23 protein-coding genes are annotated in these 24,043 nt (G+C 61.1%); 14 read left to right on the forward strand and 9 right to left on the reverse strand.

Annotation, left to right across the window (positions count from 1 at the left end):
• Positions 1-5 precede the first annotated feature (5 nt).
• The 8 genes from BV106_RS03670 to BV106_RS03705 all read right to left on the reverse strand — a co-directional run bounded on the left by BV106_RS03670 (position 6) and on the right by BV106_RS03705 (position 9,014).
• The gene (locus BV106_RS03670) at positions 6-278 is read right to left on the reverse strand and encodes a TyeA family type III secretion system gatekeeper subunit (RefSeq protein ID WP_038160638.1); all 273 of its coding nucleotides are present in this window, start codon (positions 276-278) and stop codon (positions 6-8) included.
• Entirely contained in the window at positions 268-1,158 is an 891-nt protein-coding gene (sctW, locus tag BV106_RS03675; protein ID WP_038160641.1) for a type III secretion system gatekeeper subunit SctW, read from the reverse strand. The genes BV106_RS03670 and sctW overlap by 11 nt, the downstream gene beginning before the upstream one ends.
• 43 nt (positions 1,159-1,201) lie before the next feature.
• A complete protein-coding gene (locus tag BV106_RS03680) occupies positions 1,202-2,185 on the reverse strand; it encodes a hypothetical protein (RefSeq protein WP_038160643.1) in 984 nt (327 codons plus the stop codon).
• Between the two features lie 33 nt (positions 2,186-2,218).
• Positions 2,219-3,574 carry a type III secretion system translocon subunit SctE gene (gene sctE, locus BV106_RS03685; protein ID WP_038160646.1) on the reverse strand — a complete coding sequence of 452 codons (1,356 nt, stop codon included), beginning with the start codon at positions 3,572-3,574 and terminating at the stop codon, positions 2,219-2,221.
• Entirely contained in the window at positions 3,571-4,134 is a 564-nt protein-coding gene (locus BV106_RS03690; RefSeq protein ID WP_038160649.1) for a SycD/LcrH family type III secretion system chaperone, read from the reverse strand. The genes sctE and BV106_RS03690 overlap by 4 nt, the downstream gene beginning before the upstream one ends.
• A 68-nt stretch (positions 4,135-4,202) precedes the next feature.
• Complete coding sequence (locus BV106_RS03695; protein ID WP_038160652.1) at positions 4,203-5,588, reverse strand: hypothetical protein; 1,386 nt, start codon at positions 5,586-5,588, stop codon at positions 4,203-4,205.
• 53 nt (positions 5,589-5,641) lie between these two features.
• Positions 5,642-5,989, reverse strand: coding sequence for a hypothetical protein (locus BV106_RS03700; RefSeq protein WP_038160656.1), 348 nt, complete (start codon positions 5,987-5,989; stop codon positions 5,642-5,644).
• A gap of 40 nt (positions 5,990-6,029) precedes the next feature.
• Positions 6,030-9,014, reverse strand: a complete 2,985-nt coding sequence (locus BV106_RS03705; RefSeq protein ID WP_038160658.1) for a hypothetical protein — start codon at positions 9,012-9,014, stop codon at positions 6,030-6,032.
• Positions 9,015-9,090: 76 nt separating this feature from the next.
• On the opposite strand from BV106_RS03705, the gene BV106_RS03710 reads away from it, so the two are divergent.
• From BV106_RS03710 to BV106_RS03765, 12 genes are all read left to right on the forward strand, one after another.
• Positions 9,091-9,588 (forward strand): hypothetical protein, encoded by a 498-nt coding sequence (locus tag BV106_RS03710; protein WP_265595305.1) that lies wholly within the window; start codon positions 9,091-9,093, stop codon positions 9,586-9,588.
• Between the two features lie 225 nt (positions 9,589-9,813).
• A complete protein-coding gene (locus tag BV106_RS03715; protein WP_038160663.1) occupies positions 9,814-10,146 on the forward strand; it encodes a hypothetical protein in 333 nt (110 codons plus the stop codon).
• A gap of 112 nt (positions 10,147-10,258) precedes the next feature.
• Complete coding sequence (locus BV106_RS03720; protein ID WP_051944968.1) at positions 10,259-11,002, forward strand: sigma-70 family RNA polymerase sigma factor; 744 nt, start codon at positions 10,259-10,261, stop codon at positions 11,000-11,002.
• 55 nt (positions 11,003-11,057) lie between these two features.
• The gene (locus BV106_RS35000) at positions 11,058-14,744 is read left to right on the forward strand and encodes a WD40 repeat domain-containing serine/threonine protein kinase (protein ID WP_051944971.1); all 3,687 of its coding nucleotides are present in this window, start codon (positions 11,058-11,060) and stop codon (positions 14,742-14,744) included.
• 105 nt (positions 14,745-14,849) lie between these two features.
• Positions 14,850-15,302 (forward strand): type III secretion system chaperone, encoded by a 453-nt coding sequence (locus BV106_RS03730; protein WP_038160665.1) that lies wholly within the window; start codon positions 14,850-14,852, stop codon positions 15,300-15,302.
• A gap of 45 nt (positions 15,303-15,347) precedes the next feature.
• Positions 15,348-17,657 (forward strand): protein kinase, encoded by a 2,310-nt coding sequence (locus tag BV106_RS03735; RefSeq protein ID WP_038160667.1) that lies wholly within the window; start codon positions 15,348-15,350, stop codon positions 17,655-17,657.
• A 101-nt stretch (positions 17,658-17,758) separates the two neighbouring features.
• Positions 17,759-18,190, forward strand: coding sequence for a type III secretion system chaperone (locus BV106_RS03740; RefSeq protein ID WP_038160669.1), 432 nt, complete (start codon positions 17,759-17,761; stop codon positions 18,188-18,190).
• A gap of 21 nt (positions 18,191-18,211) precedes the next feature.
• Positions 18,212-18,673, forward strand: a complete 462-nt coding sequence (locus BV106_RS35005; RefSeq protein ID WP_051944972.1) for a type III secretion system chaperone — start codon at positions 18,212-18,214, stop codon at positions 18,671-18,673.
• Between the two features lie 34 nt (positions 18,674-18,707).
• The gene (locus tag BV106_RS03750; RefSeq protein ID WP_038160671.1) at positions 18,708-19,184 is read left to right on the forward strand and encodes a type III secretion system chaperone; all 477 of its coding nucleotides are present in this window, start codon (positions 18,708-18,710) and stop codon (positions 19,182-19,184) included.
• Positions 19,185-19,251: 67 nt separating this feature from the next.
• Positions 19,252-21,066 (forward strand): hypothetical protein, encoded by a 1,815-nt coding sequence (locus tag BV106_RS03755; protein ID WP_038160673.1) that lies wholly within the window; start codon positions 19,252-19,254, stop codon positions 21,064-21,066.
• Positions 21,067-21,133: 67 nt separating this feature from the next.
• Positions 21,134-21,718: a GNAT family N-acetyltransferase gene (locus BV106_RS03760; protein WP_038160676.1), complete on the forward strand. Its 585-nt coding sequence runs from the start codon at positions 21,134-21,136 to the stop codon at positions 21,716-21,718.
• A 42-nt stretch (positions 21,719-21,760) separates the two neighbouring features.
• The gene (locus BV106_RS03765; protein WP_038160679.1) at positions 21,761-22,984 is read left to right on the forward strand and encodes an aspartate kinase; all 1,224 of its coding nucleotides are present in this window, start codon (positions 21,761-21,763) and stop codon (positions 22,982-22,984) included.
• A 96-nt stretch (positions 22,985-23,080) separates the two neighbouring features.
• Here BV106_RS03765 and BV106_RS03770 read toward each other — a convergent pair whose 3' ends face one another.
• Positions 23,081-23,269: a hypothetical protein gene (locus BV106_RS03770; RefSeq protein WP_265595306.1), complete on the reverse strand. Its 189-nt coding sequence runs from the start codon at positions 23,267-23,269 to the stop codon at positions 23,081-23,083.
• Positions 23,270-23,502: 233 nt separating this feature from the next.
• Between BV106_RS03770 and BV106_RS38075 the strand changes: the two genes are divergently transcribed.
• Positions 23,503-23,676 carry a hypothetical protein gene (locus tag BV106_RS38075; protein ID WP_265595307.1) on the forward strand — a complete coding sequence of 58 codons (174 nt, stop codon included), beginning with the start codon at positions 23,503-23,505 and terminating at the stop codon, positions 23,674-23,676.
• Positions 23,677-23,727: 51 nt separating this feature from the next.
• Entirely contained in the window at positions 23,728-24,042 is a 315-nt protein-coding gene (locus tag BV106_RS03775; RefSeq protein ID WP_038160685.1) for a hypothetical protein, read from the forward strand.
• Position 24,043 lies beyond the last annotated feature (1 nt).

The following is a 24,043-nucleotide window of genomic DNA, read 5'->3' on the forward strand; positions in this document are numbered from 1 at the left end:
TTGGGTTAAGAGGCCTCCTCCTTGGCGATTTCGGCATCCAGAGCCTGTTGCATCGCATCGAGCATTTTCTCCCGGATATCCGGGGTTGGGAATAGTTTCAAGGGAATCTGTCTTACTTTCTCTCGCAACTGGGTGACAAAAAAGATCCGGATCTCGGGTTTCTTCAGTCCCACCCGGGTGGCGATCTGGCTGATGCGCGCGGGATCCACCCATCGCTGGGTGGTCATCTCCAAGATTTCCCGCATTAAGTCGTGCGCCGTATAGGTCTCATCGGGCATAGCCAAATCGGAAAGGCATGGGGTTGCGTACCCGATCCAGCAGGTCCGACATGGTCCGGTAGAGATTACCGAGATGCTGCACGTGATTGACGTTGTTGACGGCCGTTTCGAGGTGCGCCCGCTCCATGGAGGGTCCCATCCCGTGTGAATCCAAATCACTGGCAGCGGCCCGGATCAGGAATTCCATCGCCTGGTCAAACCGCTTTTCACCATAGCGCTGCATGATGGACTGGTACATGGAGGATGCGGTGTCGCGCCCCAGCACGGCATAGCGGTAGAGATCGCGCAGTCGCTCCACCTGTTCCAGCCCCTGCTTGGCGAAGGACATGACATCCGCCGCGATGTTCAGACCCGCTCGGATGGCCGGTCCCGCCTCCTTCATGAGGGCAGCTTTGACGTTGCCGATCTTGGCGCGCAGCTCATCCTCTACGCCCTCGGCTTCAAGCGCCTCTTCGGCAAAGGAAAGCGCGGCGTATTGTTCACTGACATCGCCAAAGTGCTCCTTGGCCATCTGGCGGATCTGCTCCTCCGTGGCCCGGCCCCCCATCTTTTTCAGGGAGTCCAGGAACTCGTGCAACTTGTGTGACGAGCCGGACTGGCTCATCATGTTGACGTACTTGTCTGCCAAGTCCGTCGTCGTGAGCTTCATCGCCTCTTTCGAGCCGGCTTTGCGCTCCGACAGTTTTTTCTCCACCTTCTCGGCGGCGGCAAAACTCATCTCCTCCGCCGCGTCGGCCAGGGCAGAGGTGGCATCCTGCTGCACCACTTCCTGACCCCGGAACAAACCTTCCTGCCGCATGCCTTCGGAGACGGACTCGGAAGCTCCCTGTTTGGAGGAGAAGGCTCCGACGAGCCCCCGGATGTCGGCATTGACGTTCATGGTCCGAAGTCAGGATGTGAACTAAATCAGAGCAGGTAACCCCTTAGATGTTGGAGTGTTGCAACACCTGCATCTGGGCGTTCATGAAATCCTGGTAGAGCTTCAGCACCATGTCTTGGAGAGACTTGGCAATGTCCCTCAGTTCTTCGGCAATGGACTGCTGGTTCTGGAGCTTTTTGCACTCTCCATCGAGAGCCTTGTTTGCGGCTTCCAGAAGCTCGGCCTGCTTTTTCAGCAGAGCACCGTCCAGCTTCAGTTGTTCCGTGTGAATGTTGCCAGCCCCTTCCAGAATCTGGCTCAGGCTGCTGCCCGCCTGGCTGGCCGCCGGGCCAACGGCGAAGCCGCCAATCGCCCCGATGAAGCTGAGGCAACCACCCACGATGCTAAAGATCGCCTGCTGTTTCTCCGCAGCAATCTGCTTCAACGCCGCATCGTAATTCTTCTGGGCAATGTCCCGCATGTTGCTGGCCTGCGTCATCATGAGATCGTACTCACCATTGAGGGCGTTGGTCTTTGCTTCGGAGGCAAACTCCCGCAACTCCATCGCCGTTTGAAGCATCAGCTTCAAGAAATCGGTGAAGTCAGGATAATTGCCGCCTTCGATGATCGCATAGAGGCTTTTGGCGGCGGTGTCCGCCGCCTCTGCCACATGGTCAAACAGATTGGCCACCGCCCCGATGTTTGCCTCTGCTCCATCCACACCCAGCCGGGAGACAAGATCCCCCACATGGCTGGCCATTTTCCCCGCCTGGAACAGGCCGCCAAGGGCAGCATAGAGTTCCAAGGGGGTCATACCCAGATCCTTGCAAGCCTGCTCCAGCTCATTGATCGGGATCTCCCCCGTCAGAGGGAGCTCCAGGGTGATGCGGAAACCTTCGCCCAATGCCCCATTTTCCTTGCCGACGGTAAAGCTCACGGTCAGCGACTCGTCACCCTTTTTGGTGGGCGACGGATCGTTGATATCAAGCTGCGGGTTGAACGAGGTGCTGGAGACGTGGGAGTTGGTGCTGGTAATGCTGACACTCATGATCTGGGCAGGTTAGGGGTCTTGGGTTCCGAATCAGGCCGCCTGAGTCTGGTGGAGTTGGGTCATCGTTTGCGCACTGTCATCGATGGCCTGGAAAAGGATGGACATGGTGTCCATCGCAGCGTTGAGCATCTCTTCGAGCTGGGCCTGCAGGTCCTCGATCGTCTTCTTGAGCAGCGTGATCATGGCCTCCAGGGCCTTGGCTGCTGCTTCCGCCAGCTCAGCTTCTTTCATGGCATCGGCCGCCTGCTGCATCAGATCCTGAATCTCCAGCTTGACGACGCCTTCAGTGATCTTGGTGATCCCTTTGACCAACCCCTGCGTGGCGGCCATGTGAATGGCCCAGGTCGCAGTGGCTTGGAACGCCTGCACACAGGCCTTGTAGGTCGCCTTGAGAGCTTCCTTGACCACGGCCTCGGTCATGCCCTCGATGCCTTGTTTGGCCATTTCCTTCATGCTGCTCTTCACCATTTCCTTCATGCTGTTTTCCAGCATCTGCTTGCCAATGGTGCCGCCCAGCTTGCTGATGAGGGGGTTGGCCAGGTTTTGCATGGCGGTCGTCATAGCCTGCTTGGCCATGATGGAGGCAGCCTTCAGCGTCTGAGCAATGCTCTGATGGACGCCGGACTTGCCGATTTCCTTGAGGGCTGCCTTCATGCCTTCCTTCAGGCCCATGGTGATGCCGCCCAGGCCGCCAATGAGGCCGCCGATGCCAGCCACCACGGCGCACCCGATCATGACACCGTTGATGGCTTGCTTCTGAGCTTCACTCAGCACGCCGTCCCCGCCCATGGCTTTGTCCGTGGCGTCAATGGCCAGAGCAATGTTACACCCTGCAGAACAGAGCTGCGCCCCAGCAGCCGCAATCATGCCCACCGTACCCGCCCAGTTGCCCGCCACAAAGTTGGCGGCAGCGGCCACGATGCTGAAGACGGCAGAGATAATATCCACAGCCGCCATCACCCAGCTTGCGATCGCCTGGAAGACATTGCCTTTTTTGTTGGCCTCCTGCTGCTTCTCGACCGCCTCCTTCATCTCCTTGAGCTGTGTCTCAAGGTTCTGGAGTTGTTCCTTGTGGGCCTGGTCCACCTCCTTCATGCGACCGTCGATAACGGTCCTGGAAACCTGGGTCTGGAGTTCATCCAAGGCCTGCTGGAGCAGGGCAATTCTCAGCGTCAGATCGGTGACCTTTTGCATGAGCGTCGCCTTGGGTGCCTCAAGCCCCGGAGCCCCCTCCTTGGTGCCGACGCCGGCAATGACGGTGCCAAGCATCTCCAGCGCCTTCAGCACCGAGTCCTTGGCAGCCTTCTTGATGTCATTGAGGTCCGCCCCACCCAGAAGTTCCTGGGGATTGATGAACGGAATGTTGGGATTGTTGGAGATATTCATGACTCAGAAGGTGCGGTGGTGATCTCTTTGTTCCCCTGCTGCAGCAGTTCAAGAGTGTGCTCGGCCTGCTGTTTGATCTCGGCGTGTTCCGCCTTGCCCTCGGAGTTTGCGATGGTGGCGCGCAGCGCCGCCTCCGCCTCCTTGATCTTGCCGGTCGCGATAAACGACCGGGCGCAGTGGAATGAAGGAACAGGGTCGGAAACGTCAAGGAACCCCAGGTATCCAAAGGCCTTGATGGCGTCCTTGTGATTTCCTTCCATCGCCCGGCTGGAACCCAGACCCATCCAATAGCGCTTGTCGAAGTGGTCCAGAGCAGCCAGAAGCTGGAACACCTTGGAGGATTCCTCGTACTGGCCGGCGTTGTACTGATTGTAGGCCACCATGTAAAAGACTTCCATGCTCTCAGGGGTGAGATTGGTGAAGTCCCTCATGGTCCGGCCGTTGGCACCAAAATTCGTCAACATCTCCTCCCACTCCTCAGCGGTCTCGTAGGGCAGACCGGTCGGCATGGGTGCGTCTGGAATTTCGATGTCGTCAAAGTCGGTGGTTGCGTTGCTCATTTGGCTGGCTCGGTTGAAGTGGTTGGGTCTTCTAAAAACAATCTGGCCTTGGGGCCTTGAGGGTTACATTACAAGTTGCGAAGTTGTGACTTGAGCAAGCCGTCCAGTTTTTCCTGGAGCTTGCTCAGCACCTCCAGGGCGCTGTTGTAGCGGTTCAGGACCTGCTGGTAGTCCAGCATCATGTCCTGAGACTGGGCGGACTTGCGGTCGATATAGTTTTTGAGGTTAATCCGGCACTCCTGCCACGTGCCCCAGTTTTGGAGATAGTCATTGCCATCGCGGTCAAAGAGAGAGTCCCCGCGAAGGCTGGCCCGGGAGTTGAACAGCATCATCTGGATGGTCTCAGCGCTCAGGTCCCCGGTGTAGTTGCCGTCCTTGTCCAGGTTGCGGATGTTCGCCACCTTCTCCAGTTCAGCCAAGGCGGCATTGGCTTGCCGCAGATCCTCCTGCACCTCTTCCACCAGGGCCTGCTTGTAGGCGAGCTTGGCCTTGAGCACCTGGATGCGGGCTTCGTTCCAATAGTAGAGGTACTCAGTCGGGGAGAGAGCTTTGAAGTTGGAGACGGTTTTGACGTCGCCCTCCTGATAATAGTAGTACTTCGCACCATTGGAATCGATGCCGGTGATGATCTGAACCTCTTGCAAGGTTGGGGCCGTCACCCCGCCAGACCCGTCAAAAATGACGCCTTCCTTGAAGATAAACTCAAAGTCCGTCACAATTCCTGCCTGATTCTTGACCTCTCTCTTCTGCACCACAGAAAGATCTATCCCCTGCTGGACCAGATAGGTCTTGTAGATGTTTTCCCCATTGGAATCTTTGCCGATGTATTCAGACGTGATCCGGTCGTAGACCATGTTATTTGTCGGAGACGTGTACGGCGAAATGGTCACTACAGTCCAGACGTTGTCCGGATTCGCCCTGGTCTTCAGCGCGTCCCCTTTCGCAAACGTCTGGGTGATCAGCTCGTAGTAGAACTTCAGGATCTTCTGCTCCGCATTGGCCTCGGATTGCCCCGTGAATCCCGTGTCGTTGTCGGCAAAAATCCCCTGAAGGGCGAAAGTGGGGTTGTGGGCGACATCCGGGTCCGGCACCGTGTTGGTGTACTTGTTGTTCTCGTGGTAAGGGTCCGCAGTGGTGCCGGCACCTACGACCCCGTTCCGGCAATAGAGAATGACGGAATAGACTTCTTCAAGAAACTCCCGGATCAGGGCGTTCCGATCATAGGGTTTGTTCGGATCGACGGTGGCGGGCTGGTCATCCACAATCGCCTTTTCAAACTTGGAGATGCGGGCATCAATGGCCTCCAACATGTCCTCCGGGCTGGGCATTCCCGCGGCCGTGAACTTCGCCACAGCATTGGTCAGTTCCGTGCGCAGTGCCGTTACGTCGGAATTGGCATTGATGTAAAAATTGTGCAGCGTGAGATCTGTGAAGGCGGAGGTGCTGTAAGCCATGATCTTGGGGGGGCTGGGGTGGGATTTCTGGATTGAAGTGGCAACGCGGACGGTCAGATGCGATAGCGGCTGCCGACGGCCCGGGGGCCAGCGGCTTGGGTCACCGGTGCGTTGACTCGTTTTTCAAAATTGCGGACGGTGTCTTCGATGTTCTCGAACTCCGTCAAAAACGTGCTGTAAATGTACTGGTCGTCAGGAGGGATGCCGTTGCCGAGCAGCACGCGCTTGCCAACTCCGGGCCTGACACCAAGACCTTCGTAGAGATCGTCCGCAACAGCGTTGGCCATGGTGCCAGCCGCCAGGAGGACGTCCATCTGCTCCACCAGGGCGGCGGTCTGCTCTCTCAGTCTTGCCAGGTCGGCAAGATCTTCTGCGGTGGCAGGTGGGTCGTCGGGCGTCATATGACTTGGAGGGGTGGTGGGTGGGGTTGTTTCCTCGGGTTCAGATCATCATGCCAGACTGGGCCATGCGGGTCACCAGCTTGCCTTCCTCGGTAGGAGTACTGGCATCGGAACCCCAATCCATGCCCCACTTCTGATGCAGGTCACGCATTTTGTCGGCAAAACCTTCCTGCTGCTCATCGGAGAGGCGGTCGTCCTGAACGATCTCCTTCAGCGAGTCATCCTCAGCGACGATCTTCACAAACTCCTGAACGTTCTCCTGCGCTTCAACAAAGAGGCCACGCGCACGGTTGAGATGTTCGGTGTAGGTCTTGATCGACTTGCTGACGTTCTCTTTCAACGTCTCCAGCAGTTTGGGATCGGTCTCGAAGTTGCCCGCGATGGTCTTCAGCAGATCCAGGTTCTGCAGGAAGGGATTGCCTCCGACAGAAGGTGACGAAGAGGACGGCGTCGGCACCACGTCGGGATCCTCGCCCCGCAGCTTGAACATCAATTCTTCAAACAGCTGGATGTCAGCACGGGTGAGCACGCGACCCCCAAACTCTCCTCCGCCCGCCGCCGGGCTGGATTCCGTCTGGAGCTCATTCAGAAGAAGACGCTGAAGCGTCTCGATCCGCCGGAGGTCATCGGAGGAAAGGCCCAGCTCGCGGTTTTGCAGACGCCCGAGAATCGCGGCGAGACGCTGCGCGTCCGCCACGGTCAGCTTGCGCACATCCGTCGAGAGTCCGGTGCCGGCAGAGCTGTTTTCCGAGATCTCCGGCCCACTCCGCAGGCGTCCTAACAGCTCTTCCAGTTCAAAGGTGTCCCCCAGCCCGATGCCCAGGCCCCGGAGCTGCGCCGCCAGATCGCTGAGGAACTGGGAATTCTCCTCGGTCAGCCCGATCAACCCGACATCCGCGAGGCTGGCTTTCACCGACTCCAACAACTGCAGGCCTTCCCCGTTGAGGGTGGCCAAACCGCCCGCTGCCAGCTCTGCCTTCAGCTTGCCCACCAGAGTGAGCAGTGCCTCGGTATCCACGCCGCTGATCGGCAGTCCGAGTGATGCCAGCGTGGCCAGCAGGTCCACATCCTCTGCATTCAGCGCGGGGAGGGAGGCCGGCGCTGAGGGGAAAAGGCTTTCATCGATCTTCAATCCGCCGATGAGCAGGCTCGCCCGGCGCATGGCCTGGGTGACAGGATCGACCGAGGGAGTTGTTTCATCGGTTTGAGTGCTGGAGGGCGAGGGCGTTGCCACCTGAGGCAGGGCGCTGGTGCCCGTCGTCTCATAGCTTTGCCCAAGGGCCGCCTTGCCCAGGTTGATCAGGAGCTGCTGGGCATCGTTGAAGCCCACCCCGCCAGATCCACCGCCCTGCAAGGCTTGCAAATTCGTGAGGGCGGATTCCAGACGTTTCTGGATCGAGGCCAGCACATCCTTCTCCGCCGCAGAGGCTTCGGATCTGTCGGACTGGTCATCCGATCCCTGCTTTTGAATCTGCTCAAGAAACTGATTCAACTCCATCAGCGCCTCACTGGCCTTGGCCGTCTCCACCAGCACCTGCTGGAACGAGGTCTGCATCTCCGTGACGAGCGTATTCAGGAGGCTCGCCACCTGGAAGAACTCCTCCTCGTTCAACTTGCCGTCCCCGTCGGAGTCATACTGGCTGATATCGAATCCGATCTCATCCAGGAAAGCTTTCAGATCAGACGGGACCTCCACATCGGAGGCATCCAGGACAAACTTGTTGTTGGAAGCCGTGGCCGCCACCTGCTCGCGGCTGCCCGCGTCTCCCAGCGTGTTCGCCCCCAGCGTCCAGTTCGCCGTGGTGGCCCCCATGTTGATCCGATACCCGTCATTGGTTGTGGCATCGTACTTGCGGCCATCCTGGGTGATCACGCCGTCCGGCGTGGACCCGGCCTTGATGTTCGTGAGTTCGAGGTGATTGCGCCCTTTCGTCGCCGAGATGACCGCTCCCGCTGCGCTGGGCGTGATGGTGATCTTGGTCTCGTTCGGCAGCACAAACGTGCTCGTGTTGGAGAACTTCCAGCCGTTGCCGGCCCCATCCAAGGGATCCACGGAGCCATCGGGCTGGATCAAGATGCCTTTGCCATCCGCTCCCGTCAGCGTCATGTAGCCGGTCGTCCCCCATGAGGTCAGGGTGTTGCCATCTCCCAAGTCATAGGACTTCTGGGCGGTGGTAAGCTTGATCTGGCAGATGGGCTCGGCCTTGAAGTCCACCACTCCCTGCGCCGCCGTCACCACAGCCGCAGCAGCGGTCACAACGGCCGTGGCCGCAGTGACGCGGGCGTTGGCCGCGTTCAACGCCGTTTGGGCATTGTTGAAGTTGGTCTGCGCGGTGTTCACCGCCGTCTGGGCTGCGGCGATGGTGGCAGGGACTTGTGGATTGGCCGCCTGTGCCGCTGCCAGTGCGCTCTGGGCGCTGGTCAGGGCCGACTGCGCCGTGTTGTAGGTAGTCTGGGCCGCGGACTTGACGTTGTTGGCATCGACCAGGGCCGCATCCGCCTTGATCTTGGCGGCCTTGGCGTCGGTGAGCGCCTGCTCCGCATCGGCAAAGCCACCGGTGGCGTTGCCCGCCCGGATTTTGTCCACGGCGGCTTTCGCCTTGTCCGCCGCAGCTTTGGCCTCCTCTGCCGCCGTTTTCTCCGGCGTGCCCGCCGTCGTGCCATTGAGAGCGGTGGTGATGCTGGTCACCGCATTGCCCGTGGTGGTGGAATACGGGGCCGCCTGGGTGTTGAGCCCGCTGTTGACCGCTGTCACGGTCGAGGTGTTGGCCGTCGTGCCCGTGGTGGAGAAGGGATTCAGCAGCGCCTTCTGCCTCGCCGTTTCAATGGACTCCATGCTCGCCTGGAGGCTTTCGACCGTCCGGGAGTAGGCAGAGAGCTGATCCAGAGAATTGACCAGCCCCTTGAACCCGGACGAGACCGACTGGGAAACCAGGAGGCGGTGCTCTTCGAACACCACGGAAAAAGCCAGGGCCGAATCCAGAGCGGCAGCCTTGGTGGTATCATTGACGGAGAGTGAAATCATGAATGGATGGAATTCAAAGTTTGCCTCGAAACAGTCCCGTATGGATACTGGAGCAGTCCTGCCCAAGTGTCACGCCATGCCGCTCTTTCCCAAAGACGATTTCACCCTGTGGCTGGAGGCCCATGGCACTCAGCCGACCTTGTACCAACCGGCAGCCCGTTTCGGAGGTTCGCCTGTCGGCTGGAAGATTTTCATCGGCCAGTCTTCGTTTGTGTACCGGCTGCCGGAGGACAAGCCCGGGGTGTTGCTCATTGTCCTCTTTGAACGACTGGGCGATCGCAAAGGGCTGCGCAGCCCGTTTGCGGATTTTGTCCGCTTCATCTCGTCTGTGAAACGCAGCGGGGTCCCCATCCACACCATCGAGGGTCATGTGGAGGCGCTCAAAGGACGCCCCGAGGACAGTCTGGCCGATGAGCAGATCGTGACTTTCTACAAGCGCTACCTCGCCGCCAATCAGCTCCGGGTGGAAAACGGCATCGAATGGGTTGCCGGAAACCTGCTCACCTACGTGGCGCCCCTTTCTGGCGTCCGCAAGGAAGACGACGCGCCCGCTTCCGAGCCGGAAGCGTCGTGAGAATCTAGGGCGGTTGTGGTCAGCGAGCATGTCCACCGCGAGCAGGGGAGGGAGAGGGGTTTCCATCATGCATCTGCCCGCCATTCCGCCCTGGTTACGAAAAAAGGCAGATTTTCTGGGAGACGGTGACATCCGGCAAAAGGTCGAGGCGATCCACCGCCTTTCTGTCACAACCGCTTCACCTGAGAACTTGCTTTTTCCACGATTGCTCCTTTCTGTGCGGTCGTGAAGTCTGCCTCGATCGCGCAACTGTTGGGGATCGTTCTTTGTTCTGCCAGTGTGGCCCTGGTGTTCTTGGTGGCTCCGCCCAGCGCGGGATGGTGGCAAAAAGGCCTCGGCATCATTTTTTCGGTGGGGTTTGCCATGCGGGTGACCGCCCTCATCGCCGGCGGTGGGCCGTTGGCGTCCGGAACATCCGCCTGGCAGGCGTGGTCCAGCGCCCTCCCCTTCGCTTTCCTGGCCTTTGCGGGTTTGTGGTTGCCACAGCTGTGGGCATGGCTCCTGTTGGCGGTCAACTGGATCTGGGTATTCAACACCCGCAAAATGTGGCAGCCCTGATACATATTCAGTGCGGCAAAACTTTGGCGCGCTCCTTGCACGTTTAGGTGGTAACTGGCATTATGGCTTACCCCCCGCTCTATCTGGACTTGGATCTGTACCCATCCACTACATGACCGACTCTGCCAACGTTCATACGGGAGGACAGGTATTCCCGGCCACGCGGTGGTCCCTGGTGGCCAACGCCCGTGAAGATGGGGATCTGGATGCCTCCGCCGCGCTGGAGGAGCTCTGCCGGACCTACTGGCCCCCCCTGTACGCCTATCTTCGCCGAAGCGGATACTCCACGCACGATGCCGAGGACTACATCCAAGGTTTCCTCCTTTCCCTGATTCAGGATGAGAGTCTCGTCCGGGCCGATCCCCAGCGCGGGCGGCTGCGGTCCTTTCTTCTGGGCGGGCTGAAGCGCTATGTGGGACGGGTGCTGCGTGATGGCAACCGTCTGAAGCGCGGGGGTGGTGTGGAGCGGTTCTCCCTGGACGCGGCTGAAGCCGAGCAGCGCTATGAAGCCATGCTGGTGGATGAGTTGACTCCCGAGCATCTCTATGACCGGATGTGGGTCTCCACCCTGGTCTCTGCCGTGATCAAACGCCTGCAGGATGAGATGGAGTCCAGCGGCAAAGAGAAGACCTTTCTGGCGCTCCAACCCTACTTGCTGAGCGGTGCCACCGAAACGGGCGGCTACACCAAAGTGGCCACGGAACTGGGCATCAGCGAAGGCGCAGTGAAAGTGGCCGTGCACCGACTCCGGGGCCGCTACCGGGAACTGCTGCTGAAGCACATCACCGACACGCTTTCCAACTCCGACTCTCTCAACGACGAGGTAGAATACCTTCTGGGCCTCGCCGGCCGATAAGCGGCGGGGGCCGCGCCATGGGGACAGGGGTGATTTCCAGCAACCGGATTCAATTGTGGAGTCAACAGCCCCAGCAGCCACCTGTGCCAGTTGTGGTCGGCCTCTCGGTCCGACCGCTGCCGGGGCGTTTTGCCTGAGTTGCCTCCTCTCCCCTGCCAAGAACTGGCTGGACCAGAGTGAGGAAAGCTCCCGCACCCTGTCCTCCCTGGAGGAGTGGGAGCCGGGCGACAAGATCGACCGCTACCAGCTGGAGGAACTGCTCGGGGAGGGCGGGTTCGGCATCGTTTACCGGGCCATCCAACTGGAACCCATCCACCGGGAAGTCGCACTCAAGGTGTTGAAGCCCCGGATGGCCTCTCGCGATATCGTCGCCCGGTTCGAAGGGGAACGGCAGGCGCTGGCGATGATGGACCACCCCAACATCGCCCGAGTTTATGATGCAGGGGCGACGTTTTCCGGCTGCCCCTACTTCGTGATGGAGCTGGTCAAGGGCAAGCCCATCACGGAGTTCTCCCGCCACCTGCCGCTGGAGCAGCGGATCCGCCTTTTCATTCAGGCGTGCCGCGGTGTGCAGCATGCCCACCAAAAAGGGGTGATCCACCGGGACATCAAGCCTTCCAACGTGCTGGTGATGGGCGAAGGCATCATCTCCGTGGCCAAGGTCATCGACTTCGGCATCGCCAAGGCTCTGGAGCAGCCGCTGGCTGAAAAAACCATCTACACCGCCCAAGGGCAGGTGATGGGCACCCTGCAATACATGAGCCCGGAACAGGCGCTCTCTGCGGGGATGGATGTGGACACACGGAGCGACGTGTACTCCCTGGGGGTACTGCTCTACGAGATGCTGACGGGGGTCACCCCCCTGGCCGCCGAGCGGGCCAGCGGCAATGATCTGGCGGAGATCCTCCGGGCCGTGCGCGATGAAACCCCAGTGCGTCCCAGCCAGGAGCTGGACAAGGCCTACAAGACGGCCCGCACGCAAAGTCCTGCCCCTCCGGTTGGCACGGAATGGGAGGAAGAAGGAGTCACCCCGGCCACGCTCCGCGGAGATCTGGACTGGATCGTGATGAAGGCCCTGGAGAAGGAAAGGGCACGCCGCTACCCCTCTGTGTCCGCGCTGATGGAGGATCTGGAGCGATTCCTCAAACAGGAGCCCGTCCAGGCCAAGGCCCCGACTGCCCGCTACCGGGTGGCCAGGTTTGCCAGGCGCAACACCATCCTGCTCCGGTTTGTCGGCGCACTGGCTCTGGTCCTTGGTGTCTCGACCGCCATCCTCATCTGGCTCACACTGCGGGCCACTCGGGCCGAGACCGTCACCCGAAAGGCGCTGGCCGCTGAGGCCTCAGCCCGCCAGGAAACCACCCGCCAGGAGGCCGAGACTCGCCGCCAGCTGGTCCAGCTGGACGTGGTGACCGGCGATGAAATGGTGGAGGATGGCGATGCCTTCGGCGCGCTGTTGTGGTACCTCGAAGCCCTCCGTCTCGATAAGGGGGATCCAGCCAAGGAGATCCTGCACCGACAGCGGTTCCGCTGCGCCATGCAGAGCGGCCCCCAGTTGCTGACGCTCTGGCCAGGAACGATATCGGGTGAATTCAGCCCCGACGGGAGCCGGGTGGCCGTGCTCAAAGGGGATGGAACCGCGCAGCTCTGGTCCTGCGAAACCCAGCAGCCTGCCGGCCCACCGCTCACCGCGCCGGGCGGGATTCGTTGGATCCGGTTCACCGATGATCCTAGAGCGTTGTTGGGCATCTCCCGCCAGGGACTCTTCTGTGAATGGGACCTGCAAACCGGGATCCTGACTTCCACGACCGTCGCCTCGAGCCAGACCCCTGCCAAGACCGCTTTGGATCTCACCCCCGATGGCAAATGGCTGGCCGTGACCGTCTCGGGTGGTCCCCAAGTATTCCGCACCGTGCCACGGGCGGCCGTTGGGCCGGTGCTGGAAGGTGCGCCATCCCTAACCCTGCTCAGGCTCAGCCATGATGGCCGTCGCCTGGCGGGGTCTGATGGCTCCAGTCTGAAGGTCTGGGATGCCCGCTCCGGCAAGCTGATCCTGAGCTCCAATGACCTGGAAGGCAGCGTGGCCCAGATCGCGATGAGTCCGGATGGCACCCGCATGGCCACAGTCTCGGGAAAGACGAGTGGCACCCTGGATGTCTGGGATGTGGACCTGGGTTCGAGGATGCGCCCCCCCACCCGGCCGGGCGGGAAGCTGCTCGACTGCACATTCAGCCCGGAAGGCCGCCGTCTGGCGGTGGCCAGTCATGATGCCTATGCGCGTGTCTTTGATGTCGCCTCAGGGCTGCCGCTCACGGAGTCCATGCGGCATTCCGGAGCGGTCATGGAAGTCCACTTCAGCGGCGATGGGCGGCGAGTCGCCACCTCTGCGGTGGGTGATGGGAATGCTCGCATTTGGGACGGCTACACCGGTCTCCCGGCCTGGCCATGGATCTGCCACCCCTCCAGCAGCCCCTACGCCCGCATCAGCGCAGACGGCAGTTCCGTCCTGACGGGTGGTGAAGATGGGGCTCTGCGCCTCTGGCGAACGCCGGTGGAGGGTCCGGCGAAGGTGACGGCTAACCATGGCGCCAAGGTGGTCACGGCCGCCCAAGGTGCCGCCGGGCGGCTGATCCTCTCACTGGGTGCCGATGGCCTGGTCCGACTGTGGAACCGCGCCACTGGAGACCTGACGGCCTTGATTCAGCCCTCCTCGCCCCCCGCGGCCGTGGAACTGAGCCAGGATGAAAACTGGGTCGTGACGGGAGGGGAAAACGGAATGGTTCAGGTCTGGGACAGCCGGACGGGCAAGCCTGCCCTCCCCGATCTGCGCCATGGCGGCCGACGGATCCTTCAGGTTCAATTTGCCGCCTCGGGTGAGGAGTTCTTCAGCCTCGGAGAAGAAGGTTCGCTCAAACTTTGGAACCGGCGCACGGGCATGCCTTTGGCCCGGCAGTTGGAGCAGGCAGGGACGCTGATCCGGGCCACCTATGACGCAACGGGCGAGCGGCTGCTTGCGGCGGATACGGAGCACAAGGTGGGGTGCTGGGAGGTCAGAAGCGGCAGCCCTGCCAGTGAGAAGATCCGGCTGCCTCGCCGCATCGACCACCTGGCGTTCTCGTCCGACGGCAAACGGTGGCTCACCGCCTCTCTGGGGAATGGGAGTTTTGCTCAAGTGTGGGATGCCGTCACCCTCCAGCCCATCGGCCCGATGTTGTCTCCAGGGCGCACCTTTTGCGCAACCCTCAGCCCGGACGGAGCGACTGTGGTGACCTGCGGGGCCGACAACACCGCACGGATCTGGAACGCCGCCTCGGGAGGCCGGGTGGGGAGGAACATGACCCACAGCGGCCACGTCTTCCGCTCCGTCTTTAGCCCAGATGGCCGTATGGTGGCCACGTGCAGTGATGATGGCACTGCACGCGTGTGGGATGCCCTGAACGGAGCACCGGTCTCGCCCCCCCTGCCCCAAGGGGCGGGCCTTGTTTACTGGAACCGCAGTTCCACTGAGCTCCTCACTGCCTCCGCATCTGGAGTGCTCTCCCTCTGGGATGTCTCTCCTATGACGGAAGCGCTGGATGCTCTCCAGGTGCAGGCAGAACTGCTCTCCGGCCGCAAATTGGATGCCTTGCTGGGCACAACCTTGCTCACGGGAAGCGAGGTGGCCCAGCGCTGGCAGCAGCGCGCACGCCATCTCCCCCAGCCTTCTGAAACGCCCCCCGCGTCGGCCGTTTCGCGGCGGTGAATCGAGGAATGGACATCCTCCTTGTAACCGCAACCCACACAACAGCAGAGTATCGGAAGTCCGACCCGCCTTGGGGTGCGGCTCCATCCTTCCCTTCGAGTTTCCATGACCCTTGAACAGCTCATCCTCTCAGCCGCCACTGCCCTGGGGAACCCCGGTTTCCAATACACCCGTGACAAGACCTGCGACATGGTGCTGGCGAACGGGCTGCAGATCGTGATCGAGCCTTCCCGCACTGAGGAGGCCGTCCACATTTATGCAGTGGTGGGCAACCTGCCTGCCTTTGACCGGGAGAACGTTGCCGAATCCTTGCTGCGGGCCCAGTTGTTTCACCGTGAAATGGGGGAAGGCTGCTGCTTTGGCCTGGACGATGATACCGATGAACTCCTGCTGAACCGCAAGCTGACCACACAGAATCTGGACGAAGCGGGCTTCCTCGCCGTCCTCAATGAATTCGCCAACTGGGCGACTTACTGGCGGGACAAGCTCCAATCACCGCCCGTCGCGGCACCTGCCAGCACCTCACCTGTGGGTGACTTCGGCATGCTGCGAGCCTGATTGATTCCCTGACCAACCTCCTTCAACATCATTGTCCCCTTCATCATGAACGTCACTGCCCCTACCACCACCCAGACCTCACAAGTCGGCATGGGTTCGGCACCGACGCCTGCAAAGCAGGAAGAGCCCATCGTCCACCTGCGCACGTCCGAGAAATCCCGGGCTGCGCAAAAAGAGATCGCGCTATCGTTGAGCGGTCTGGATTCGGGCAGCGTGCTGAGTTCGGCGGGATTGAAGCTGGTGCTGGGAGAACCCACCAAGTTTGCCAATCTGAAAGACGGGGTGGTGCACCTGATGCACAAGATTTCAGACAAACTCGCACCGGACGCCGTGGGCAGCCACTACAAGGAGGCCCTGCGGCTGGCCGACGAATACCAGGCGATTGTGATCGGCGGAGGTAGCCTGACGGAGCAACTGGCGGCGGTGAAAAACCTCCACGCACAGCTTGAGGCCCACACTCCTGGCGGCGACCAACGCGAGAGCATGGAAAAGCTGGTGAAGTTCGCCGAACTCGAAATCAAAGCCCTTGAGGCCGGCATCAAGCAGGAGGGGCAAGACGCCCAAGCCAAGCTGGATCACGACAGCCATCGCGTGGATGTGATCGTGGGAGAGCTGGTGGAAGACAGGGCCGTGTCGGGCGGCAGCCTTCGTGACGAGATCCAGAAATTTGACCGCTCCTCCCTGAAACACGTCACCCCGCCAAAGGACCAGGGCGTGCCCCAGTGGGCCAAAAACGAGTTCGAGGACTACAGCGACCAGATGGACTCAATTGATGCGCATCCGCGGGGCGTCGTGCGGCAGGAGCCGCTCATGCTCCAGGAACCCGGCGTCTCCTCCCTGTCCACGGCATTCAAGGCCTCCCCCGAGTTCATCGGCATGGGCCCCAGGGTGGAGACAGCCCTGGGCTCAGGCGACGGCGCGGCCATCAAGGCTTTGACGGATGACATCGCAGGCCAGCTCATGGGGGACATCTCCTCCCAGGGTCCGCTCAGTGAGAGAGCCTTCGCCATCAGCGATGGAGCCAAGTTCAAGGAAGAACTGTACAAGGCCATGGTGGATTCCAACCCTGGCGGCGTGAAGCTTGCCGGAAGTTACCGGGAGGCTTCTCCCGAAGCACTGGCGTTCCTGGACGGAGTGTACAGCGCGATGCTCGATCAGCTCCCGGACAAGCAAATCGCCAAGGACAAGATCGTCATCGGTGGCAAGGAGTACACCAAGGGCGCAAAGCTGGGTGAGGGCGGCTTTGGCGATGTCCATGTGTATGAGCACACCCGTGAGGTGACGGACCCCACAACTGGGGAAAAGTCCACCATGGTGGATCGCATTGCCGTGAAGTCCTTCAAGTCAGGCAATCTGGAAGAGGCGGCGGCAGAAGTGCGCGCCCATCAGTCTGCCATGGGAGCTCAGGGTCACGAGAATGTCACCGCCATGAACGGGGTGATACGCACCCCAGAAGGGGGCGTGCTCATCGCCATGGAGCTGGCCAAGACCGACGGGTACGCCATGATGGCCAATCTGGACAAGGCAGTGGCCGAAGGCCGCCTCACGCCGGTGGCTGCCAACGCCGTCCGTCTCACCATTCTCAAGGACATGCTGCTCGGCATGCAGCATTTCCAGGAAGTCCGCGGGATGACCCACCTGGACGTGAAGGAGCCCAATTTCTTCGTTGGTCTGAATGGCAAGATGAAGCTCGGCGACTTCGGCTTCGCCCGAGTCGGAGACCGTCAGGTCCTGGACGGAAGACTGGTGGACAACCCCGCCTGGAAGGCTCCCGAAATCATCATCCAGGAAGAAGAGCGGGCCGCCATCGCCACCGCCGCCAAACAGCAGAAGAACGCTGAGGCGGAGCTCATCCGACTCCAGCACCCAGACGACGCCGATCTGCGGAAACAACTGTTCGATCAGGCCAAGACAGACATCGATGTCACCACCCAACTCAAGCTGGACATGCTGGGTGGCACCATCGTCACCAACAAGGCGGACACCTGGGCCATCGGCATCTCCGCCTACCGCCTCTTCCATGGTAAATCACCCTTCTACGCGGACTTCATGTCCGATCAGCAACGGCTGATCGTGGAACACGGCAGTGACACCGGCAACACCATCCGGGAACTGGGCAGGGACGAGGACGGCGACTCCACCGGCAAGGCGGTGACGGCGATGGACCGGCTGTTCAACCAGATGCTCGACCCCGACCCGGCCAAGCGCCCTTCCGTCACCGACCTGCTCCGCAACCCGGTCTTCCAGGAACCGTTCGTGGGTGGCGATGAGGCCTATGCCATCATCCAGGAGCTCTCCGAGGAAAACCCTGACCCCGCCAAGCTGAAGGCCCTCTCAGACAAGATCGGCGACTGAGTGCCACAACTGGGGCGATTCACTTCCGGCAGGCTTGGAGTCGGTTGACTTTGGGCTGGTCTTCGGCTTGATCCCCCAACCTTCCGTTATCGACTCAACTGATGAACATTCCCGACGCTATCGCAGAACTGGGCCATTTGCTGGGATTGGGCCTGGTGACGCTGAACGATGACGGCGCGGCCCGGATCATCTTTGACGACAGCCTGGAGGTGGACTTCCTGACCGACGAAGAGGAAGAAGGCTGGCTGCATCTCACGGGGCGCGTGTGCGAAGTGGGCCCGGATGTGGCTCCAGCCTTCCTGAAGCAGTTGCTCCATGCGCACTTTTTAGGACAGGGCACGGGCGGGGCGACGTTTTCCCTGGCAGCAGATGACACGGAAATCCACATGGGGCGGAAACTTCACGTCACGCCCATGGAGTTCTCAGAGTTCGGCAATCATGTGGAAACCTTTGTGAACTATCTGGAAGCCTGGCGGCGCATGGTGCAGTCTGGAGAAATCGATCGTGCTGGCGCCTTGCTGGGTACGAGGTAAATTGCGACGGAACGCCCGCCCATGAAGCTCGAAGAACTGCTCAAACAACTTGGTGCCGCCATTGGCCTCCCCCAGCTGCGGCTGGAGGAAGGCAGCTGCCGGTTGGTCTTTGACGGTGCCCTTCCCGTGGATGTGGAGGAGGGCGATGGCGAGGAGGAGGCCCACCTGCTCAGTCATCTGGGCCCGCTGCCCCCCGAGGGGGAGCAGGAAGGCGCCTACTTCCGGCGCATGCTCCAGGCCAACCACTTCGGCCGCGAAACGGGTGGCATGACTCTGGCCCTTGTTCCGAGCGAGGGTCAGTTTTTCCTGTGCGGGATCGTCCCTCTGGCAGGCGTCACTGTGGACAGCTTTTCACGACTGCTCGCCCGCTTTGCCCGGGAATCGCATCGCTGGATTGTGGAACTGGAGACCCTGGGCCAGAATGCACTGACCACAGCCAAGGGTGATGAGCCCATGGACGCGACCGGATTCATCCGGGTCTGACAACACCCCCACTTTCCTTCCCCCGATCCCCCTCATGGACCTGCATGCTCATGTGAACCAGATGCTCGCCACAGTCTCGACTGCGCTGGGCCTGACAGGCGGAGCTGCCTTCAATCTGGATCCAGGCAACGAGTGCATCATCGCTCTGGAGCAGAACCTGATGTTCATGTTCTATCTCGAGGAGACCACGCAAAGCCTCATCATCAACCTGCCCATCGCCCCGCTGCCCACGGGATCTGAGCGAGAAGAAGTGCTCATGGAGCTCATGGCGGGCAACTACTGCTGGAACCGCACGGAGGGCGGTACCTTTGGGTTGGATGAAAGCACAGGATTCCTGTGCTTGAACTACCTTGTGCCCCTGCCGCTCGACCCTCCGGATCAGATCAAAGGCATCGTGGAAAAACTGGCAGACGTGGTGACGCACTGGCGCCGGGAACTGCCCACCCTGGCGGAGCCCTGGGAAGAAACCGTGACGCCTGATTCCGCGAGTTTTCCCATGCTGCGCGTGTAACTCCGGCGGGACTTTGGGCGGATGTATGGGGTAGTCAGTCATACCGTCCCGTTCCCCTCCCACCGCCATGGATCATACCTCCACTGTCAGGACGAGCCCGTCCATCGACATCTCAACTGTCCCGCCGCAGGGGCCGGAGATCTCCATCACCACGCAGGACCGTCCGCCGGGCCTGGTGCGGCGGGATGACCATGATCCTGGCACCATCCCGACGGGTTCCGGCACTGCCAGGACCCAGGGTTCCCAGGAAATCAGCCGCCCGACCCAGCTCGAGACCCAGAAGAAGCCGCACATCCTGCTGCGCATCCTGGCGGCCATCCCGGAGATCTGCGGCAACATCGTGCTCCTCGGAGCCCCGGCCCTGCAGAAGTACATGGAATCCCGCGGTATGGCACGGGAGCCCTACAACTTCACCCTCCCCGGCACTCACGGGCGCAAGGTGGAAGTGGACGGACACATCGGCCCCAAGAAGATCCCTAAAGGCATGACCCATGATGAGGTGCAGGCCCAGCTTCAGGACAAGATCAATGCGGGGCACAAGGTCTATGAATCGGTGATGAATGGCAGCCGCACGGACGGCTGCACCGTTGACGACGTCACCAACCTGATGTTCTTCCTCCAGGTGCGGGGTGAGGACCAGCAGGGCAGCTGCTTCAAGGATGGAACCTTCAACCTGCCCGACCCTGGTGGGAAGCTTCGTAAGTTCCTCGATTCCTGTCCGGAGGCGTATCAGCGCTCCTCCTCTTTTGCCCCGGATGAAGGGCACCGCGGCATTGATGCCTACGGCAGTGGCAAGGAGAAGGACAAGCTCCTGCCTCACCACATGAAGACGCTGCACTACTTCAGCGTCCCGCAGAGTGAGACCATGCCGGAAGGACGGATCATCCTGAAAATGGAGCGGAACGGCAAGTTCTACTCCCGGCCCAAGGTATCCGATCCCGACGGCCCTCACCGGAAGGGCAGCTTCCACGACCTGGGCGCGACCATGAAGCATGTCTTCAAGGGCACCATCAAACCGGGAGAACAGTCCTTCACGGAACACCTGCCTCCGGCCTTGAAGCACGAGTACCGCGAAATCATGCGCTACCTGCCTCCTGAAGCCCGTGCGGAAATGGAACGCAACGGCCCGCTCACCCGCGAGGGCGGCATTCGCGTGATGCATGAAAACGCCAACCGCGTGCTGGCAGGCGCCTACGATGGCGCCCCTGAGCTCACCGAAGAGGTGATGGAGAAACTCAAAGGCTTCATCAACAAGCTTCACGAGAACTATCCAGATCCCCAGGTGCGCTTCGGCAACGAAGTGGTGTTTAGCTCAGACGATCTGATCTCTGAACCGGAACCTGAGATCGAAACCGAGCCAGAACCCCAACCGGAACTTGAAGTGCAGCGGGACGAGCCCCCCACGCTGACCAGCGTGGGCCGCCAGGGTCCGCTGCCACCGGGACCGATGCTGACCTCCGAGCCAGTATTGGCACCCATCGACCAGTTCGATCTGACGTACCGTCCCCACCCGATCGAGAATGAGGACCTCTCTGCCCAACTCGACAAACTCGGGAAGGACCTCCAGACCTGGGGCCAGACCGCCTTCACAGACGGACCCGCTCCCAGAGAGCACACCCGCCTGACCGCCGCGCTCGCCCGTTACAATGAGCTGATGGAGCAGTCCGTTGAGCCTCAGCTTGACCTCTTCGGCGACGACCCGGACCCCGCAGCCGTTCTGGAAAGCCACGAACAGCGCAAGGAGGACCTGGAAGCCAGCGCCAAAGAACTGAGAGAAGCCCTAAATGGATTCATGGGAAGAATCCGGACCGATGATGAGCCTGGGCTTGATGTGATCATGGATGTGGTGGAAAAACTTCACCAGGAGATCTCCAACCTGTAAACTTGTCCATCCCTCCCATTCCTGATCGCGGCCGCCAACCATGGAATATTTCCCTTATCCTCACCCTTTGGAAACAGAGCGCCTCATCCTGCGCCCGATGACCGAGCAGGATGCTCCGAGATTTCACGAGATCTTCGACGGGGAGCCCAAGGTGTGGGAGTTCGATCCCGGGCTGCCCTGCAAACCTGAGGAACGACGGATGTGGACGCTGCGACATGCCATGGAGCCAGACATGGCTTCTGGGCGGTCCGGGCTGTTTGGCCGCTCGGTCGTGCGCAAGGAGGACGGACTCGTCATCGGAGCCGCTGGCATCTGCCCGCTCACCGTGCCCGGAGGCTGGGAACAGGGCAAGCCCCAGGCCGGAGCGACCCTGGAGCCGACCCTGTTTTACCAGATGGGCCTGGAGTATTGGGGCCAGGGTTACATGACGGAGGCCTGCCGGAGGCTGCTGGACTTTGCGCTCAATGAGCTGCGGTTGCCCAGGGTGCTGTGCGGCACGCAGCGCAGGAATGTCCACGCCGTGCGGCTGATGGAACGGCTGGGTTTTCTTCCCGCCTTGTTCCCCGCCCCTTCCAATTTCTGGGGCCGGGAGCCGGTCTGTGGCGTGATCACGGCGGAGGTTTGGAAAAATCAGAGTGCATCTGTCACGTGATGGTGCTTTACCGCGCGCCTGAGCCGGGCGTATCTTTTCCGCATGGCGATCGTCGTGCAGAAATATGGCGGCAGCAGTGTCGCGGATCCTGAAAAGATCCGGAAGGTGGCGGAGCGGATCATGGCCACTCAGCGCGAGGGCCATCAGGTCGCGGTGGTTGTTTCCGCGATGGGAGACACCACCGACCATCTGCTGGAGCTGGCCCGGAAGGTGTCGCACAATCCCGAGCGACGGGAGCTGGACATGCTGCTCTCGGTCGGGGAGCGCATCTCCATGTCCCTGCTCTGCATGGCGATCCGGGAGCTGGGGGGCGATGCCATCAGCTTCACCGGCAGCCAGGCCGGCATCATCACCAACGACCGTCACATCGACGCGCGCATCATTGAAGTGCGCCCCTTCCGCGTGCAGGATGAGCTCGCACGCGGACGCATCGTCATCATCGCGGGATACCAGGGGGTCTCCTATCGCAAGGAAGTGACCACCCTGGGACGGGGCGGAAGCGACACCACCGCAGTGGCGCTGGCCGCAGCGCTGGAGGCCGAGTGGTGTGAGATCTGCTCCGACGTGAAGGGTGTGTACTCGACTGACCCGCGGGTGGTGCCCCAGGCACGCCTCATTCCCGAGGTGTCGTATGAGGAGATGCAGGAGATGGCTGAGGCCGGGGCCAAGGTGCTCAACGCGCAGGCGGTGGAGTTTGCCAAGGAGAAGGGCATCGCCATCTACGCCCGGGCCACTGCACAGGCGCCTCCAGGCCATGAGGTGCCCACCGACAGCACGGTGGTGCGCAAGTTCGGACCGCAGGTGCCCGGCCGCGTCGTGGGTGTGGCCAGTGAGAAGGACCTTCTCATTCTGCAAGCATCGGGCAATGTGGATGCCGTGCTGGAGTTTCTGGACTCCTGGTCGGTTCAAGGAAAGCAACTGCACGTCTCCTCGCGGGACGGCACCGGGGCGGACAGCCTGAGCCTGGTCATCTCCCGGGAGAACTTCCACGATGAAACACGGGTGCGGGCTCTCCTGGAGCAGCGCTTCGGTGGTGCGGCCACACTCACCGACGGGGTGGGGGCCGTGAGTGTGATTGGCACGGGCATCAATGAGACTTACAAAAACCTGCGAGCCGGCTCAGCCGCCCTGGAAGGTCATGCCATCCTGGGCCTGTCAACCTCCCGGTTCCGCATCACCTGGCTGGTACCGGTGGCGGTGGTGGATGAAGCCGTGCGCCGCCTGCACCGGACCTTTCTGGAATCCGAGCCAGAGCCGGTGCCGTAACTTGCCTTGCCCAAACGAAGAAGGCCGGATCGCATGAGCGAATCCGGCCCCGAAAGTGTGGCCTGAACGTCATCTTCCCGTCGGGAAGATGGGTCGCTACTTCTTGTTGCACTTCTCACACACCTTGCCCGCCTTCTCGGCGTCCACACAGCAGGGGTGCGCGCATTTTTCACCTTTCTTGGCCGCTTTGTCGCAGCAGCTGCCTTCTTTGTATTTCGAATCCGCCCCAAAGGACAGGGTGGACATCAGAGCCGCTGCGGAGAGCACCGTGAGCAGAGTTTTCATCGTGTTGGCAGGATGGATGTGATCGGGCAACCGCCCTCCGGTCACAGAGGTCATTCCCTGCGTTCCGGTGAAAGATCAGTGTACCCGGAATCTGGCGATCCTGTCGAGGGTCAAATACCCCAGCAAAAATTCGCAGAAAATTTGAGGGGACCGGGTTCAGCCGGGGTGTCACTCCCTGACGCGATGATGCAACCACCCATCGCCGCACCGAATCAAACACCACACCAATATCCATGAAAACTGCCCTGTTCCTCGCGTTCCTGGCCCTTGCCGGAAGTGCCATTGCTGGCCAGCCCAAGAGCAACGTGATCTTCAACCCCAAAGGCCAGGTGATCGCCGTGGTGCCCGCCACCCCGGCTGCTCCTTCAGGCATGGCTTGCACAAGTCACGCCTGCTGTGCGAAATAAGCAAACCACGGCGGATGCTCTCCGCCCCCCACCCACGTCTGCACCCGGATCATGAAACACGACGACCCACTCGATGAGTTGCTGCAGCAATGGCAGGTGCAGACGCCGGCCCCGACGGAATTCCGCCGGGAAGTCTGGGGGAGGATCGCAGCAGAAGCACGGCCGATGCCGACGTGGCTCGACCGCATGACCGGATGGCTCTTCCATCCGGCCGCACTCGCCGCCTGCATCGCCGCCGCCCTGCTGACGGGCGGAATGGTTGCCTGGAAACCTGAGCCCCCTGCCCAGGCGGAGGGCCACGCCCGGATGGCTTATCTGCAGTCCATCGATCCGTTTCATCCCAGCCACCTGATGGCGGCCAAGTGAT

Source organism: Verrucomicrobium sp. BvORR106 (genome assembly GCF_000739655.1).
In the GTDB taxonomy this organism is placed as follows: domain Bacteria; phylum Verrucomicrobiota; class Verrucomicrobiia; order Verrucomicrobiales; family Verrucomicrobiaceae; genus Verrucomicrobium.